Annotated in this window: 17 protein-coding genes; 1 reads left to right on the top strand and 16 read right to left on the bottom strand. The window is 68.7% G+C overall.

Features of this window, described 5'->3' with window-relative positions; genetic code table 11:
* Positions 1–35 precede the first annotated feature (35 nt).
* From ssb to ABC419_RS07545, 13 genes are all read right to left on the bottom strand, one after another.
* Positions 36–533, bottom strand: coding sequence for a single-stranded DNA-binding protein (gene ssb, locus ABC419_RS07605; RefSeq protein ID WP_125899729.1), 498 nt, complete (start codon positions 531–533; stop codon positions 36–38).
* Positions 534–623: 90 nt separating this feature from the next.
* A complete protein-coding gene (locus tag ABC419_RS07600) occupies positions 624–1,019 on the bottom strand; it encodes a hypothetical protein (RefSeq protein ID WP_412877847.1) in 396 nt (131 codons plus the stop codon).
* A gap of 26 nt (positions 1,020–1,045) precedes the next feature.
* Complete coding sequence (locus tag ABC419_RS07595) at positions 1,046–1,714, bottom strand: hypothetical protein (protein ID WP_200168794.1); 669 nt, start codon at positions 1,712–1,714, stop codon at positions 1,046–1,048.
* A gap of 79 nt (positions 1,715–1,793) precedes the next feature.
* Positions 1,794–4,511, bottom strand: a complete 2,718-nt coding sequence (locus tag ABC419_RS07590; RefSeq protein WP_412877848.1) for an NHL repeat-containing protein — start codon at positions 4,509–4,511, stop codon at positions 1,794–1,796.
* A 246-nt stretch (positions 4,512–4,757) separates the two neighbouring features.
* A complete protein-coding gene (locus ABC419_RS07585) occupies positions 4,758–5,696 on the bottom strand; it encodes a flagellin N-terminal helical domain-containing protein (RefSeq protein WP_125899725.1) in 939 nt (312 codons plus the stop codon).
* 137 nt (positions 5,697–5,833) lie between these two features.
* Complete coding sequence (locus tag ABC419_RS07580; protein WP_125899724.1) at positions 5,834–6,115, bottom strand: flagellar protein FlaG; 282 nt, start codon at positions 6,113–6,115, stop codon at positions 5,834–5,836.
* 90 nt (positions 6,116–6,205) lie between these two features.
* On the bottom strand, positions 6,206–7,009 hold the full coding sequence (locus ABC419_RS07575; RefSeq protein WP_200216580.1) for a flagellin: 804 nt from the start codon (positions 7,007–7,009) through the stop codon (positions 6,206–6,208).
* 111 nt (positions 7,010–7,120) lie between these two features.
* Positions 7,121–7,927 carry a flagellin gene (locus ABC419_RS07570; protein WP_125899723.1) on the bottom strand — a complete coding sequence of 269 codons (807 nt, stop codon included), beginning with the start codon at positions 7,925–7,927 and terminating at the stop codon, positions 7,121–7,123.
* 348 nt (positions 7,928–8,275) lie between these two features.
* Positions 8,276–8,755: a hypothetical protein gene (locus ABC419_RS07565; RefSeq protein WP_412877849.1), complete on the bottom strand. Its 480-nt coding sequence runs from the start codon at positions 8,753–8,755 to the stop codon at positions 8,276–8,278.
* Positions 8,752–9,135 (bottom strand): M15 family metallopeptidase, encoded by a 384-nt coding sequence (locus ABC419_RS07560; RefSeq protein WP_412877850.1) that lies wholly within the window; start codon positions 9,133–9,135, stop codon positions 8,752–8,754. The genes ABC419_RS07565 and ABC419_RS07560 overlap by 4 nt, the downstream gene beginning before the upstream one ends.
* Entirely contained in the window at positions 9,132–9,398 is a 267-nt protein-coding gene (locus ABC419_RS07555; protein ID WP_412877851.1) for a hypothetical protein, read from the bottom strand. Before ABC419_RS07555 ends, ABC419_RS07560 begins: the two co-directional genes overlap by 4 nt.
* Positions 9,395–9,595: a hypothetical protein gene (locus ABC419_RS07550; protein WP_368923962.1), complete on the bottom strand. Its 201-nt coding sequence runs from the start codon at positions 9,593–9,595 to the stop codon at positions 9,395–9,397. Before ABC419_RS07550 ends, ABC419_RS07555 begins: the two co-directional genes overlap by 4 nt.
* Positions 9,596–9,599: 4 nt before the next feature.
* Positions 9,600–11,087: a DUF2793 domain-containing protein gene (locus tag ABC419_RS07545; RefSeq protein WP_412877852.1), complete on the bottom strand. Its 1,488-nt coding sequence runs from the start codon at positions 11,085–11,087 to the stop codon at positions 9,600–9,602.
* Between the two features lie 226 nt (positions 11,088–11,313).
* On the opposite strand from ABC419_RS07545, the gene ABC419_RS07540 reads away from it, so the two are divergent.
* Complete coding sequence (locus tag ABC419_RS07540) at positions 11,314–12,261, top strand: endonuclease/exonuclease/phosphatase family protein (protein ID WP_412877853.1); 948 nt, start codon at positions 11,314–11,316, stop codon at positions 12,259–12,261.
* Here the strand turns inward: ABC419_RS07540 and ABC419_RS07535 are convergent.
* From ABC419_RS07535 to ABC419_RS07525, 3 genes are read right to left on the bottom strand one after another with little or no spacing between them, the layout of a single operon-like run.
* Positions 12,242–13,450: a CCA tRNA nucleotidyltransferase gene (locus ABC419_RS07535; RefSeq protein ID WP_412877854.1), complete on the bottom strand. Its 1,209-nt coding sequence runs from the start codon at positions 13,448–13,450 to the stop codon at positions 12,242–12,244. The two genes, ABC419_RS07540 and ABC419_RS07535, sit on opposite strands and share 20 nt — an antisense overlap.
* Positions 13,447–14,121 carry a CoA pyrophosphatase gene (locus ABC419_RS07530; protein WP_412877855.1) on the bottom strand — a complete coding sequence of 225 codons (675 nt, stop codon included), beginning with the start codon at positions 14,119–14,121 and terminating at the stop codon, positions 13,447–13,449. Before ABC419_RS07530 ends, ABC419_RS07535 begins: the two co-directional genes overlap by 4 nt.
* Positions 14,118–14,678, bottom strand: a complete 561-nt coding sequence (locus ABC419_RS07525; RefSeq protein WP_412877856.1) for a DUF1285 domain-containing protein — start codon at positions 14,676–14,678, stop codon at positions 14,118–14,120. The genes ABC419_RS07530 and ABC419_RS07525 overlap by 4 nt, the downstream gene beginning before the upstream one ends.
* Positions 14,679–14,680: the final 2 nt, after the last annotated feature.

Genomic DNA, 14,680 nt, shown 5'->3' with positions numbered 1-14,680 from the left:
CAGAGGCGCGGCCTTCATGTTCCGCTGAACGAACCTTAGAACGGAATGTCGTCGTTCAGGTCGTAGCTTTCCTTCGGACCCGAGGGCTTGTTGGCGCCGCCGGTCGAGAAGCCCGAGGAATAGTCGTCGTCGCGACCGCCGCCGTATCCGCCGCGATCACCGCCGCCGCCCTGGCTGTCGCTGCGGCCGCCCAGCATGGTCAGCTGGCCGTTGAAGCGCTGGATGACGATCTCGGTCGAGTACTTCTCGACGCCCTGCTGATCGGTCCATTTGCGGGTCTGCAGCGCGCCTTCGACGTAAACGGTCGAGCCCTTCTTCAGATAGTTTTCGGCCACCTTGACGATGTTGTCGTTGAAGATGACGACCGAGTGCCACTCGGTCTTTTCCTTGCGCTCGCCCGTGGCCTTGTCGCGCCAGGTTTCCGAGGTGGCGATACGCAGGTTGGCGACGCGATCGCCGTTGTTCAGCGAGCGGATTTCCGGGTCGCGACCCAGGTTGCCGACCAGAATGACCTTGTTGACGCTGCCCGCCATGACCGATGTCCTTTATATATCGTTGCGTCGATCCCTAGCGGAGATCGACGAAATGTTCCAGTTTTGTTCACGCCGCGAAGGACGGCGAAATTAGTTCGGTGCGACGGCGATGGGGCGACCGTCCATCTGGCGTTGAATAGCGCCCGGAATAGCCAGCCGGCCGTCGCCAGTGCGCGCCAGAGCGAAGAAGCGAGGGCCGTCCAGGCTCTTGCCGAACTTGACGCCCGCGCGATCGATAAAGATGAACTGTCCCTGGTAGGCGCCCACCAATTCAGTCTTGCTCCCGCCCATACGCAGGAAGCGCAGACGCATCTCCTCAAGCCTCGCCGCGCAGAACTCAATCTGCGGCTGATCGCGAGCGACTACATTGAAAAGCGCGCCGCCGTCGTCGGTGTCGCCCACATGGTAGCAGACGCCCTTGTCGGCCGGCGCCTCGACCTTCTGGGCGCAAGCGGAGAGACCCGCGCCGCCGAGCACGACGGCCATGGCCGCGATCGAAAACCGCGACATGCTCACAACTCCGGGAACTGACATTGGCGATCCTGCTGGGCCAGCGTGCGGAAGCGGTTGTTGTCCGTCGACTGCTCGACGCGACGCGGCACCAAGCGCAGGGTGGAGTCGCCCCAACGGCCATAGCGCGCCTCGCCCGGTGAAACGCAGGTACCGGAATAGAGGGCCTGCACGCAGGCGGCCAGGCTCATGTTGCCCGAAATCTGACGCCATTCCGAGCCGGTGTGGCGCAGACAGGCCGAGCCTGACAACGCCGGCGCAGGGCGCGTGTCTTCAACCGTTCCAGGCTGACCGGCGGGAGCGAGCTCGACCATCGGGGCCGCAGGCAGTTCAGGCGGCGGAGCAAAGGACGCGGTTGGAGCGGCGACAAGGGAACCGGAGGCGTCCAGGCCGACGTCCAGGGCGCTGGTGGCCACGCCGTTCTTCTGGGCGCAATCGGCCAGGGTGGCCAGGCCGACGAACTGTCCGTTGACGAAGCAACGCAGCTCTCGCGTCGGCTCCAGGGTCGGGGCCTCGGCGACGTCGATGGTCAGCCCCCCCTTGGACGCCGGCGGCGCCTCGACAGGTCCGTCGCGCCCGCCGCTGAAGACCAGGGCGGCCGCCACCGCGCCGACGACGGCCAGGCCGGCGCCGACGATCAGGACCGTACGATTGTCTTTGGAAAGGGCCATGCAGCTCTCAACGCTAAAGAAGGCCCCACTAACCCCGTCCGCCCTACGGCCGTCAACCGAAAGCGCCTTTCATCCCGGCTTAGCCTGTGAGTCGCGCCAGGGCGGCCTGGTAGTTGGCCAGCTGAGCTTGCAGATAGGCCGGCGCCTGTCCCGTGACCGGCGGCTTGGACGCTTCGGGCGACAGGGCGCGATAGGCGTCGCGCATGGCCTTGATCGCCAGTTGCACCTGATCCTTTGACTTGGCGATGGCCTCGGCGCTGGACAGATTGAGCAGCGGCGACAGGTCGACGCCGAAGGTCTTCTTCTTGTCGTCCGCCGACTTGCCGATGAAACCGGGCGTCAAGCCCAGCCCCGCCAGAGCGTCGCGTCCCCCTTCACCAGGGATCAGCACGGCCCCGGCCCGCCCGTCAGCGCTGGTGATCGACAGACGCTGAACGCCGCCGCTGGTCACGCGCGTGTCGCCGTCCATGCCCGTCAGATAGTCCCGATCCGTCTTGATGGTGACCTTGAGATGGCGGCCCGAGGCCAGTTCGATCTTGCGCGCCAGGGACTGCAGCGTGTCCTTGGCCTCGATGGTCACAGCCGTCTGTCGCCCGGTCGCGGGGTTCTGCACATAGAAGCGATCGCCGGCGCGCACGGCGGTGGCGTCCACCAGAGCCTTGGAATCGCTCTGATCGATCTCGCCTTGCGGCAGACCCAGACGATCCAGAACGCTGGCGCCGCCGGAGGAAACCGTCAGGGCCAGCGGCTTGGCCTGTCCCTCGGCCGCCGTCCAGGTCTGGCTCCATTCCACCTGGCCGGTCTGAGCGTCCAGTCGCGCCAGATAACCGCGCGTGGGATCATCCTTCTTGGCGCCGAGAGGGCGGTCCGAAACACCTGTCAGCCAGACCTTGCCGTCATGCACCTTGACGTCGGCGGCCGTGTCGTCGCCCTCGCCGCCGTAATAGGTCAGCCGATCCGCGCCCGAGGCGGCCAGGTCCGTGGACAGGGTGGCGACGAAGGCGTCCTGCCCTCCCGCATGCGCGTTGACGGCCTGACCCGCGTTCAGCGCGCCGTTGCCCGTCGCGCCCGACACGATCAGCCGCCCGTCCGCCACCGCCAGACCGGCGATCTCGCCGCCCGAGGACGCGCCCAGGTCGCGCACGCTCAAGAGTTCAGGCGCGCCCGTCGGGCCGACGCGGAAGTGACGCAGCACGAAGGCGCCGTTCTCGACGCCCGCCGTATAGAGATTGTCGCCGTCGATGGTCATGGCCTGGACGTTGTCGTCCCCCGCCGTGCCGAACTGGGCCGCGCCGGTCGCCGTCGCCTTGATCGGCGCCAGGCTGTGGATCTGGCTTTCGCTGAAGGCCTGGACGTAGCCGTCCCAGCCGCCGACGGCCGAGGTTCCCGGCATGGCCGACTTGGCGCGCCCCGCCACATAGACCCGGCCGTCCGCGCCGAAGGAGACCGCCGTCGCCTCATCCTCGGCCCTGGCGCCGCGCCTCTGGGTCCACTGCTCGCGGCCCTCGGCGTCGAAGACGGTGACGAAGCTGTCCGCCGTCGTGGCCGAGGCTCCGGCCTCGCCAGGAACCAAGGCGCCGACCACTGAGCCGGCCACCGCCACCCGTCCGTCCGCATCCACGGCGATGGCGTAGCCGCTGGCCTTCGAGGCCGCGCCCAGAGCCCGGCTGACCACCACATTGCCCGCCGAATCCAGCTTCATCAGAACGACGTCGGCCTGGCCCTTGATCGGCCGCGTCGAGGAGCCGGCGTTGACGTCAGCCACGATCCACATGGAGCCGTCGGGCCCCGCGGCGCTGGCGCGCACGGTCTCTACGCCGTCCGGCAGGGTGGAGACGCCGCTGCGGCCCTCGACCCAGAAACTCTCGCCGCCCGCGCCGGCGACCGGATTGCCGTCCGGGTCGAACTTCAGCACTTCGTGACCGCCCTTGGTCCCGACGCCCTGCACCACCTGGATCGAATCGCGCGCCTCTGCGGGAACGAAGCTGATCGTCTCCGCCGAGGTTCCGCTGACCGTCAGCCCCCAGCGCGTCGGCCCGGCCGGCAGGGTGATGGTCTTGTCGCCCGCCTTCACGGTTCGCGGCTCGGCCTCGATCATCTGGCGGTGGATTCGGGTCTGCACGCCCGCCGCCTCCAGCTTGCCGTTGATGTGCTCCAGCACCGCATCCATGGTGCGCGGCGTCGTCCCCATCTCGGCCAGGTCGATGTTGACCGTCTGGGTTCCCGTCAGGGTCTTCACCGTGACGCCGAAACGCACGTCGCCCTGAAAGGCCGCGACCGGATCGGTCAGGGCGCCGTCATGGATCGGGCCGGTCAGATATTTGGAGTTGTCGCGTGCGACGGCCGCCGTGGACTGGCTCTGCGAGGCCGAAACGCCCTGTACGATACGCACGCCGTCGAACTGGGCCGAGGCCAGGAAGTCAGTCATCTCGGCGACGCCCGAGGCGAAACGGCGCGACAACTGGTCCGCCTCTAACCTGCCCACGCCCCGCTCGCCCGCCCGCGTCGTCAGGGCTTCCAGCATGGTCAGCCCCTGATACATGGCGAAGATCTTGCGATAATCGCCGGACGAGGCCCCTTTGACGTCAAGGACCGCATTCTCTTCGTTGACGAGTTTGCGCCCGCTCAGCGCCGAACGCAGCAGGTCCGATTGGCTCGGCTTTTCCTTGGGAGTCAGGGTCCAGGGCGCGGTCGGCTGCGTCTTGGGCTTTGGCGCAGGCGCAGCCGAAGGCAGGCCGCCGAGACCCGTCCCCGTGCCGAAAAGACCGAGCAGATAGCTGTTGTTGATCGCCGCCACGCAAACCTCCGCCCGTCAGCATCGCCCACTGCGGTAACGAACTGTTTAACCGTCGCCAGGAACCGGCGCCCGACGGCGTCGTTTTCGCCTCGCCACAGCCGAGGTGAGACCACCCATGTCACGCGTGCGCTGGATATTGATGAGGCTGATGAGCCTCTATGGCCTGATCCCCCGACCGACCCGCCGTCGGCCGCCTCCCCTGTCGCTAGGACACGGCGCGCACCGGCGGCTGGGCTAAGGCCGCGATCAGCCCTTGAACAGAGACAGGATGATCTGCGGCGCCTGGTTGGCGATCGACAGCGCCTGAGCGCCCAGTTGCTGCTGAACCTGCAGAGCCTGCAAGCGCGCGCTTTCACGGGCCATGTCCGCATCGACCAGATTGCCGACGCCGACCTCCAGCGAGTCCATCAGCTTGGTGACGAACTGAGTGTGCTTCTCGATCTGCTTGGACTGTGCGCCCAGTTCAGCCAGCCTGGAGTTGGCCGTCGCCAGCGCGGTCTCGACGGCGGCCAGCACCTCTGTCGCATTCGCTTCCGTCAGCAGGCTGGGCGCAGCCGTTCCGGGCACCGCCGCCACGTCATCCGCATTGCCCGGAATCCCATCCGGACCGGCGTTGCCGGGTGTGCCGCCGAAAACGTTATTCAGGCCAAGCCCCTCCAGCGTCATGTCCTGACGGTTCATGGTGATCGTCTCGGACGCATCCGCATTGGCCAGGAAATTCAAAGGCGTCAGCGGGTTCGGTGTCGGCGTCACGCCCGGAACCTTGCCGTTCAGAATATTCTCGCCGTCGAAGGCGGCGTTGTCCGCGAACGACTGCAACGACTTCAGCAGCGACTGGAACTCGTCGTTGTAGGCCTTGCGGGTCGCATCAGAAGCCGACGGATCAGCCGCCGCCGTGGCCTTCTGGCGCAGTTCCACCAGAATGTCGGAGATCTGCTGACCAGCGGCCAGGGCGACATCGGCGATGGAGGTGGCGCGGTTCAGGCTGGTCTTGACCGATTCCAGCGCATTCATGTCGGCGCGCTGGTTCTGGGCGACGGCCCAGGTGGCGGCGTTGTCGCGCGCGCCCTGCACCTTCAGGCCCGTGTTCACCCGGCTCTGGGTCGCCGCCAGCTTGGAGTTGGTGGCGTTCAGGTTCTGAAGCGCGACAAGCGCCGACGCATTGGTGATTACGCTGTTGCTCATGGCTGTTCTCGCCTCAGTCCGATTCTGGCGAGCATTAGTGACGCTGATTCCTGAGCGTATGGTTAACGCCATCGCAACGCCTGTTAACGCCGCCCGGCCATGCCGAGGGGCGTTTCATGGTTCGGACGCGCGGCTGGTCAGGCCTCGGTCTTGATGATCTTCCCGACGTCGTAGGCCGGGCTTTGGCGCAGTTTCAGCACTTCCTCGCGCGGGAACTGGCGGATCACCTCCCCGGTCACGCGATCCAGGGTCTTGTAGACATAGCCCGTCGACTCGCGCTCGATCGTCAGTCGGTAACGGCCCGCGTCATCGGCTGCGTCCTGAGACGCCTGAACAGCGGGTTTCGGCTCGACCACGACACCCTGCGGCTCGCGATCCAGATAGGTTACGCTGGAAACGCCTGCGACATTGTCAGCCATATCCCTCTGCGCGGCCCTGCCGCGCCTCCCGTCTCAACGATGCGAGAAAGGGGCGAACCAGCGGCCCGCCCCTTCCTTAACCGCGTCGGATTAGCGGAACAGGCCCAGCAGGATCGAGCTGGACTGGTTCGCGATCGACAGCGCCTGCACGCCCAGCTGCTGCTTGGTCTGCAGAGCCGTCAGGCGGGCGCTTTCCTTGGCCAGGTCGGCGTCGACCAGGTTGCCGATGCCGACTTCCAGCGAGTCCTGCATCTTGCTGACGAAGGTCAGCTGACGATCCATGGACTTGGACTTGGTGCCCAGGTCGCCCAGCACGGCGGTGAAGGCCGTGATGGCGCCCTCGACCGCAGCGGTCGTGGCGGTAGCCACGGTCGCCGCGCCGCCGGCGGTGGCGACGGCGGTATCCGTCGCGGCGATCGCCTTCACAGTAAAGGTGTCGGCCGCGCCGGTGCCGGTGCGGACGTCGACAGCCGCAGCGTTGGCCTTGAACAGGTTCACGCCGTCGAAGCTCGCGCCGCCCAGGGCCTTGGTGATTTCATTGCCCAGGGCGTTGAAGTCAGCCAGGTAGGCCGTTTGAGCTGCGCCGGTCGACGAAGCGATGGCGACCGCCAGGCCCTTCTGTTCTTCCAGAGCCTTGGTGACGATTTCGCCGGCGGCCAGGGCCACATCGACGATCGACTGACCGCGCTGGATCGACTGCTTCACCGAGTCCAGAGCGCCCATTTCGGCGCGCTGCGACGTGGCGATGGCGAAGATGGCGCCGTTGTCCTTGGCCGTGGAGACCTTCAGGCCGGTGTTGACGCGGTTCTGCGTGACGTTGAGGTCGCGGTTCGTCGCGTTCAGGTTTTGCAGGGCGATGAGAGCGCCCGCATTGGTGTTGATGCTGTTAGCCATTTTGGCTGTCCTTTGTCTTCAGACGATGGCCGACGCCGTTTTGGCGTCGGTGAGCATTCTGCTCGGTAGCGAGAGGTGGTCAGGCGGCGGCCTCAACCGCCGCCTTCAGTGTTAGCGGAACAGGCCCAGCAGGATCGAGCTGGACTGGTTCGCGATCGACAGCGCCTGCACGCCCAGTTGCTGCTTGGTCTGCAGAGCCGTCAGGCGGGCGCTTTCCTTGGCCAGGTCGGCGTCGACCAGGTTGCCGATGCCGACTTCAAGCGAGTCCTGCATCTTGCTGACGAAGGTCAGTTGACGCTCCATCGACTTCGACTGGGTGCCCAGCTTGCCGAGTTCGGCGGTGAAGCCGCTGATGGCGGTGTCGACGGCCGTGATCGCAGCCTGAGCGGCCGTGGCGTCCGCCGGAGCCGACAGGGTAGCCGTGGTGGCGACCGTGATCGCCGCGCCCGTGCCGATGTTCTGGGTCGCGCCCGAGGTGCTGGTCAGAACCGACTGCTGCGTGGTGTTGGAGAACAGGTTCACGCCGTCGAAGGTCGCGCCGGCCAGGGCCTTGGTGATTTCACCACCCAGGGCGTTGTAGTCAGCCAAGTAAGCCGTTTGAGCCGCGCCGGTCGACGAAGCGATGGCGACCGCCAGGCTCTTCTGTTCTTCCAGGGCCTTGGTGATGGTCTCGCCGGCGGCCAGGGCCACGTCGACGATCGACTGACCGCGCTGAATCGACTGCTTCACCGAGTCCAGAGCGCCCATTTCGGCGCGCTGTGCGGTGGCGATGGCGAAGATGGCGCCGTTGTCCTTGGCCGTGGAGACCTTCAGACCCGTGTTCACGCGGTTTTGCGCGACGTTCAGGTCACGATTCGTCGCGTTCAGGTTTTGCAGGGCGATGAGAGCGCCAGCATTGGTGTTGATGCTGTTAGCCATTTTGGCTGTCCTTTGTCTTCAGACGATGTCCGACGCCATTTTGGCTGCCGGGAGCATTCTGCTCGGACGCCTACGCAGCAAGCCGCGGGCCAGGCCGCACCGACGCCCCGCCTCATGTATCTCATTGAAAACAAACCATCTCGACCTGCGGGACACTCGGCACTTCCTTCCCCTCAGCACCGATGGGCGGCATTTTTTACCGAGTTGGCAGGCATTTTTTGCCGCCCTACGCACTCCATCCAGACGTCGATAAGGGCGCGTTCGTCCCTCAGCGTGTCCACCGCCAGCTGTCGCGCCGCGTCGCAGGCCGCGATCTGAGCGCCGCGCCGGACATAGGCGGCCTCCAGATCAGCCGCCGTCGCCTGGGGCGGCAACCGCGCCAGGCCGCACCGCGCCTCGGCTTCCGGCGGCAGCATCAGCCGAGGCGGCGCAACCGCCGAGACGGGGCGAGAGACGGCACAGCTCGCGGTCATGATCATCAAGACGCCGAGCGACAGCGTCATCCAGGGGTGTGTCGGCGTCATCGGCGCTCCTCGCCTTCTGTTCGGCCATGATCGTCGCGCTATCGACAGCCCGGCTCTGTTCGTGAAAATCGCGGAGGCGATCGACCTGACGCCCCCGCCCTTCCGCTTCGATCGTGCGGGCGGCCGCGTCCTGTTCGGCCCGGTCGGCGCGGCGCTCCGTCTCGACATGACGCCGGGCCTGCAGGCCGAGCGGATCCCAGTTCAGCCCCGCCCCCTTGCCGATCAGCAGCATCAGGCCCAGCGCCAACATCGCCACGACCAACCGCCCCAGAGGCGTCAGCACGCGCAGAAATCGCGCGCTCATGGATAGGCCCTCCGATCCAGTTCGAAATGCGGTCCGTCGCGCAGGCGCGGCCAGTCGCCGCCCCAGATCAGAGCCACATCCCGGCCCTTCGCCGCCGCCTTGAACGCTTCGGCGATGCGAGGGTAGAGCGGCCAGTCCCAGCGCACGTCGCCGTCGACCCAGGCGACGACATCGACCGCGTGCCCGGTCAGGTGGCGCGAGTTCAGCGTCCGGCTGGCCCCCGCGCGAACCAGTTCGGCCTGACGAGCGGGCGTTCGCAGCCCCTCCGTGATCATGAAGTCGACCGGCGTCATGCGGATCGCCGCCTCGACCACGGCGACCAGATCGGGATGAACGCCCTTCAGCCGATCCTGCGAGCGTTGCGACAGGCGAAAGCTCATGGCCGACCGCCCGCGCGCAGGCGCATCATGTTGACGATCTGCTGGGCGCTGGGCGCCACCAGATAGAGCAGCAGCATCAGGGCGATCAGCCCCATCAGCCCCTCGGCGATGCGCGGCATGTCCGCAGCCTCGGTCCGGTTCACGGCTAGGCGCAACAGCAGCCACAGCGCCAGACTGGCGCCATAGACATAGAGGCGGCGCCACAACCAGCGGCCTTCGGCCATTTCAGCGGGGGCGGGCTTGTCGTGATGTTCTGACATCATTGCTCATCCTCTGGATCATGTGGACGGACCGGCCCTCGCCAGTCGGCGCCCAGGTGGTCGAAACAGTCGTCGGCGCTGAGACGGTCAGGCGCGGACCAGATCTCCTGGTCCGGCAGTTCCGGTAGTTCCGACAGGGCGGACGCGGCGTCTTCCCAAGGCTCCACGGCCTCAAGGATGCGGTGCAGGCGTCGTGTCATCGGATCACCCAATCGCCGTCAGCCGGACCACGCCGGCCGCGCCCGCCCCGCCGACGCCCGCCGCGGTGACGCCGGCCCCGCCGCCGCCGCCGCCTGCGCCATAAAGACCGCCGTCGCCGCCCGCGCTTCCCGCGCCCGAGGCCTGCGCGCCGCCGCCGGAGCCGCCGCCGCCCGCCCAGTGCAGGTCGCCGACAGGCGCGCCCTGCCCCGCCGCGCCGACGCCTGAGCCGGCAGCGCCGCCAAGCGCCTTCACCGACAGAATGCCGCCATCACCGCCCGCTCCGCCGGACTGGGCGACGTCAGCCGCGCTGAGCCCGCCCCCGGCCCCGCCGCCGCCCGCGCCGTCAGGGCGGGCACCCGACTGTCCGCCGCCGCCCGCAAGCGTGGCGGCGGATGCGCCGCCCGCGTTTGATGAAGGCAGGCCCCCGCCGCCCGCCCCGCCGAGCCCGGACGCCGCAGAGCCCCCCGCCCCGCCGCGCCCGCCCTCGCCGGTCAGCAGCGTCACGCCGCCCAGGGCGATGCGGCTGTCCGCGCCCGACGCGCCCTCTGCGCCCGAGCCGGGACCGCCGCCGCCGCCCGCGCCGACGACGACCGTCAGCCCGACGCCGAGGGCCTCGGCAGGCCAAAGGGCGCTCATCACGCCGCCCGCGCCCCCGCCTCCGCCGCCGTGGCGTGCGGTTCCCGCCGCACCGGCCAGACCGGCGCCGCCGCCTCCGCCGCCGCCGATGCAGACCGCCTCGACCCACCGCGCCCATTCAGGCGGAGACCAGGCGCCGCCCGTCGTCAGGGTCGTCGTCTCGCGCCGCGTCGCGCCTTTGGCGAACCAGGCCCGGCCCGTGTGACGGTCGGCCATCAGCACCTCGCGCCAGGCGCCGCCGTCGGGGCTGACCTTCAGCCGCAGGTCGTCGTCCCCGACCAGACCCAGCTCGGCCCGCCCGCCCCAGCCGCTCTGGAACAGCAGGGAAAGGACGTCGCCCGCCGTCTGCTTGTTGAAGGTGAAGCGCAGATCGCCGTCGCCGCCGCTCTCGCTTTCCAGCGCGGTCCACAGCGCCTTGTTGGCTCGCACTGCGACGACGTTCGTCGCATCCGCCGTGGTGTTCACGCCCAGACGGGTGATCTGCTGGATCTCCTCGGGCAGGCCGAAGGACAGGGGCGTCCAGACGCCTTCGCGGCGGACCAGGATCTCCTCGCTGTCCAGCACCACGACCAGCAGACCGTCCGACGCCGGAACCGGCAGCCAGCCGCCCCGCTCATGGCGCAGCAGACGGCCTGCCGGATGCGTCGCCCAGTCCGCGCCCGTCGCACCCTCCGGCAGGATGTAGAGCGCCCCCTCGGCGGGATCGGCGGGCTGATCGCTGACCGTGCGGCTGACCACCGCCGTCTGGATCAGGGCGTCCAGACGGGTCAGGGCCTCGTTCAGGGTCACGTGTTTCTGCAGCTGTCCGGCCGCCAGATAAGGCAGGCCCAGCCGCGCGCTGGCGTCATCGCTCATGGCGGTCTCCAAAGGTTGAGACCGCAGTCTGGTCAGGCGCCGAGCCCCGGCGCGCCGATCCGCTCCACACAGCGCCAAAGCCGGGAATTTTCTGGGATTGGCCGCGTCAGGCACGCTATCGACCCGCGCCCCGCCCGCGCATTTGGACGCATGACGCCCCGCTCGACAGGCGCTGCGCCGACGCGCTAACCGGGGGCGCCCACACGCTCTCTTCAAAGGTCGCTGCATGACCCTGACCCAGGCCCTGATGCGGCTGGCCGCCCTGGCTCTGCTGGCGCCGCCCGGCCTCGTCGCCGTCTCGGCGCTCAGCCGCATCGGCCACCGCCTGCCCGACCTGCTGACCCAGTTCACCGCGCCCGCCCTGATCGCGACGGTCGTGCTGTGCGGACTCTTCCTGCTGCTTCGCCTGTGGGACATGGCGGCGTTGGGCGCAGGCGTGGCGGTACTGCTGCTTCTGGCCGTCTGGCCGCAGTGGGCGCCGGATCGGGACCGCCCCGCCGGACCCGAAACCCTGACCATCTATTCCGCAAACCTGTGGGCGCGAAATCAGGATGTGGCGGCCATCACCCGCTCCATCGAACAGGCCGACGCCGATGTGGTCATGCTGATCGAACTGGGCGACGCCCCCGCCGCGCAACTGGACACGATCCTGGCCGCCTATCCCCACCGCGTCGCCACGCCGCGCAAGGACCGGCCCAGCGGCGCCGCGCGCTCAGTGATCGCCTCGCGTCTGCCCCTACGCCGTGTGCGCGACGCCGACGGTCAGGGCCTGGCCGCCCTGGTCGCCCGGGCCGAGACGCCGCTGGGGCCGGTCAGCCTGATCGCCGTCCACATGACGCGGCCCTGGCCCTTCCAGCATCCCTACGGCCAGATCAGTCAGGCGCAACGCCTAGCCGGACTGCGCGCCGGACTGGAAGGCTCGGTCGTCGTGGCGGGCGACTTCAACAGCATCTCAAGCGGCCGCATCGGCCGTCAGATCAAGGCCGAGACGGGCCTGATCCCCGCCCCCGCCCGGCCGGGCACCTGGCCCTCGGCCCTGCCCGCCTCCCTCGGCATCACCATCGACCACGTCTGGCGCTCGCCCGATCTGGCGCTGGTCGAGCGACGGCTGGGCCAGAAGACGGGCTCGGACCACCGCCCGGTGATCGTGCGCCTCAGCCGGACCGAGCCATAAGGGCCTTCAGCCGCGCCTCATGCCCGTGGTCGGGGAAGTCGTCGGCGATCCAGCCGTCTTCAAACGCCTTGAGCAGCCGCCCCGTCTCCAGTCCCGGAGACAGGCCCAGCCGCGCCAGATCTTTGCCTCCGACCGGCAGCTTCGGCGGCGACCAGTTCGCCGCAAGCGTCAGCAGGCGTTGCGTCGTCCCGGCGTCCGCGCCCGCCGCCCATACGCGATAAAGACGATCCTCGACCGCCTGACGCCCGGCGCGCCAGATGGCGACGCGCGTCTCGGCCTCGCTCATCGCCGGGTCGATCCGTTCGGCGACCGCCTCGACCAGCCGGTCCCGCTGGGCGTTCGACAGACGAAGTTTCAACGCCGCTGCGCGCACAGCCTCCGCGTCATCCGGCAACAGCGCCGACAGACGCAGCACCGAGTCCGCGCTGATCCCGACCATCGCCTCGAACAGCGTCAGACTTTCCGGCTGCGGCGCCACACGCCCCAGCACGCCCGCCTGATCCATCAGCCGCACCGCCGCGCGTGGATCGGGCGCGGCCAGCAGCTTTAGAAGTTCCTTCGACACCCGTTCGGCCGACAGCCGCTCCACCCCCTCGGCCAAGGCCGCGCAGGCTTCCACCGCCGCCGCATCCGGCGCGCCGCGCCCATACCAGGCGAAGAAACGATAGAAACGCAGGATGCGCAGATAGTCCTCACGGATGCGCTGTTCCGGTTCGCCGACGAAGACGATCCGCCCGGCCAGGGCGTCCTCATACCCCGCGCCCGTCGGGTCGAGGATCAGCCCGTCCGCATCGGCATAGAGGGCGTTCAGGCGGAAATCCCGGCGCGCCGCATCCTCCGCCCAGTCGTCGGTGAAGGCCACCGTGGCGCGGCGCCCGTCGGTCGAGACGTCCCGGCGCAGGGTGGTGATCTCGAACGGCTGGCGCTCCGATATGGCCGTCACCGTGCCGTGCTCCATGCCGGTCGGCACGCTCTTCAGGCCCGCCGCCTTCAGCGCCTTCACCACCGCCTCGGGCGTCAGCACGGTGGCGATGTCCACGTCGTCGATCGGCGCGCCCAGGACGGCGTTGCGCACGCAGCCGCCGACGAAGCGGGCGCAATCCGCCCCGCCCGCCGCCGCCAGCGCCGCCATCACCGCACGGGTAGCGCTCGCGGTCAGCCAGTCCTGGCCCTCAAGGACACGACTCATTCGACGCTCTCGGTCGCATCGGCCTCGGCGGCCTGATGCGGCGCAGCCTCTTCGCCATAGAGCCGGTTGAACAGCCCCTTCAGAATACCCGCCGTCGCGCCCCAGATGTAGCGCTCGCGATAGGGCATGGCCCAGAACCAGCGGCGTGGCCCGTTCTCTTGATCGTAGTAGTCACGGCGATGGTTCACCGGGTCCATCAGGAAGTCCCACGGGGCCTCAAACACCTCGGCCACCTCGGCGGGCGAGGCGGTGACGACCGGCGGCGCCGTCAGCCAGCCCACCACCGGCGTCACCAGAAAGCCGGTGCCCGTCTCATAGGGATCGCCCAGCCCCACAGGCTCGACCACGGCAGGGTCCAGCGCGATCTCCTCCCACGCCTCGCGCAGGGCTGCGTCCAGCGCCGTCTCGCCGGGATCGAGCCGCCCGCCGGCAAAGGCGATCTGCCCCGTATGGCTGGCCAGACTGTCGGACCGGCGCGTCAGCAGCACGCTGGGGCCGTCCTCCCGCGCAATGATGGGGATCAGCACCGCCGCGGGCCTCAGCTTGACCTTCGGGCGACTGAAATCGGGGTTCAGGTCATAGTCGGACCGCACCGCCACACGCTCCGGCGACCAGTCGGACACCGGATCCAGCCGCGCCTGAAGGCGCGCCTTCAAGCTGTTGCACGTCACAGGCCCGCCCCTTCCGGCCCCAGCGGAAACGTCACGCCGCCTGACCGCACGGCCAAGCGCCCGTCAGTCTCCCCCGCCCGCTCGACCAGTTCATAGAAGACCGACCGCGCGATCCGCGCCCACAGATCGCCGCGCACATGGACGCGCGGCGCAGGCTCGCCAGTCGCCGCGTCCGTCTCGACGACGATGGCGTGGTCGAGGCCTGCGGCGGCCTCGTCGCCCTGATCCGTGGTGAAGACCAGGGCGTCGTCTTCCTCGCGCACCGCCACGGCGCGGAACGGCAGGTCTTCGACCGCGATCTTCAGCTTCTCGATCGGCGTGACCAGATGATAGCCGTCCGGGTCATTCCTCAGCACCGTCGAGAACAGCCGCACCAGTTCGGCCCGACCGATGGGCGAGCCCTCATGCATCCACACGCCGTCGGCGCGGATCAGGATGTCGATCTCGCCGCAATGTTCCGGATGCCACAGATGCACCGGCGGCAGGCCACGCCCCGGCGCCTGTCGCGCAGCCTCGGCCACGCCTGTCAGACCCGAGGATGTCGGTGGGTTTGTCATAT

Source organism: Brevundimonas phoenicis (assembly GCF_047237745.1).
Lineage (GTDB): Bacteria > Pseudomonadota > Alphaproteobacteria > Caulobacterales > Caulobacteraceae > Brevundimonas.
Note: the sequence above shows the minus strand (reverse complement) of the source record. Positions and strands in the feature narration are given on the sequence as shown.

Coding starts and splice junctions, on each gene's coding strand:
- ABC419_RS07600 (WP_412877847.1), bottom strand. CDS start 1,019: ATGGCCGTCGTGCTCGGCGGCGCGGGTCTCTCCGCTTGCGCCCAGAAG.
- ABC419_RS07565 (WP_412877849.1), bottom strand. CDS start 8,755: ATGAGCGCGCGATTTCTGCGCGTGCTGACGCCTCTGGGGCGGTTGGTC.
- ABC419_RS07540 (WP_412877853.1), top strand. CDS start 11,314: ATGACCCTGACCCAGGCCCTGATGCGGCTGGCCGCCCTGGCTCTGCTG.
- ABC419_RS07570 (WP_125899723.1), bottom strand. CDS start 7,927: ATGGCTAACAGCATCAACACCAATGCTGGCGCTCTCATCGCCCTGCAA.
- ABC419_RS07545 (WP_412877852.1), bottom strand. CDS start 11,087: ATGAGCGATGACGCCAGCGCGCGGCTGGGCCTGCCTTATCTGGCGGCC.
- ABC419_RS07560 (WP_412877850.1), bottom strand. CDS start 9,135: ATGAGCTTTCGCCTGTCGCAACGCTCGCAGGATCGGCTGAAGGGCGTT.
- ABC419_RS07575 (WP_200216580.1), bottom strand. CDS start 7,009: ATGGCTAACAGCATCAACACCAATGCGGGCGCTCTCATCGCCCTGCAA.
- ABC419_RS07595 (WP_200168794.1), bottom strand. CDS start 1,714: ATGGCCCTTTCCAAAGACAATCGTACGGTCCTGATCGTCGGCGCCGGC.
- ssb (WP_125899729.1), bottom strand. CDS start 533: ATGGCGGGCAGCGTCAACAAGGTCATTCTGGTCGGCAACCTGGGTCGC.
- ABC419_RS07550 (WP_368923962.1), bottom strand. CDS start 9,595: ATGACACGACGCCTGCACCGCATCCTTGAGGCCGTGGAGCCTTGGGAA.
- ABC419_RS07585 (WP_125899725.1), bottom strand. CDS start 5,696: ATGAGCAACAGCGTAATCACCAATGCGTCGGCGCTTGTCGCGCTTCAG.
- ABC419_RS07525 (WP_412877856.1), bottom strand. CDS start 14,678: ATGACAAACCCACCGACATCCTCGGGTCTGACAGGCGTGGCCGAGGCT.
- ABC419_RS07580 (WP_125899724.1), bottom strand. CDS start 6,115: ATGGCTGACAATGTCGCAGGCGTTTCCAGCGTAACCTATCTGGATCGC.
- ABC419_RS07555 (WP_412877851.1), bottom strand. CDS start 9,398: ATGATGTCAGAACATCACGACAAGCCCGCCCCCGCTGAAATGGCCGAA.
- ABC419_RS07535 (WP_412877854.1), bottom strand. CDS start 13,450: ATGAGTCGTGTCCTTGAGGGCCAGGACTGGCTGACCGCGAGCGCTACC.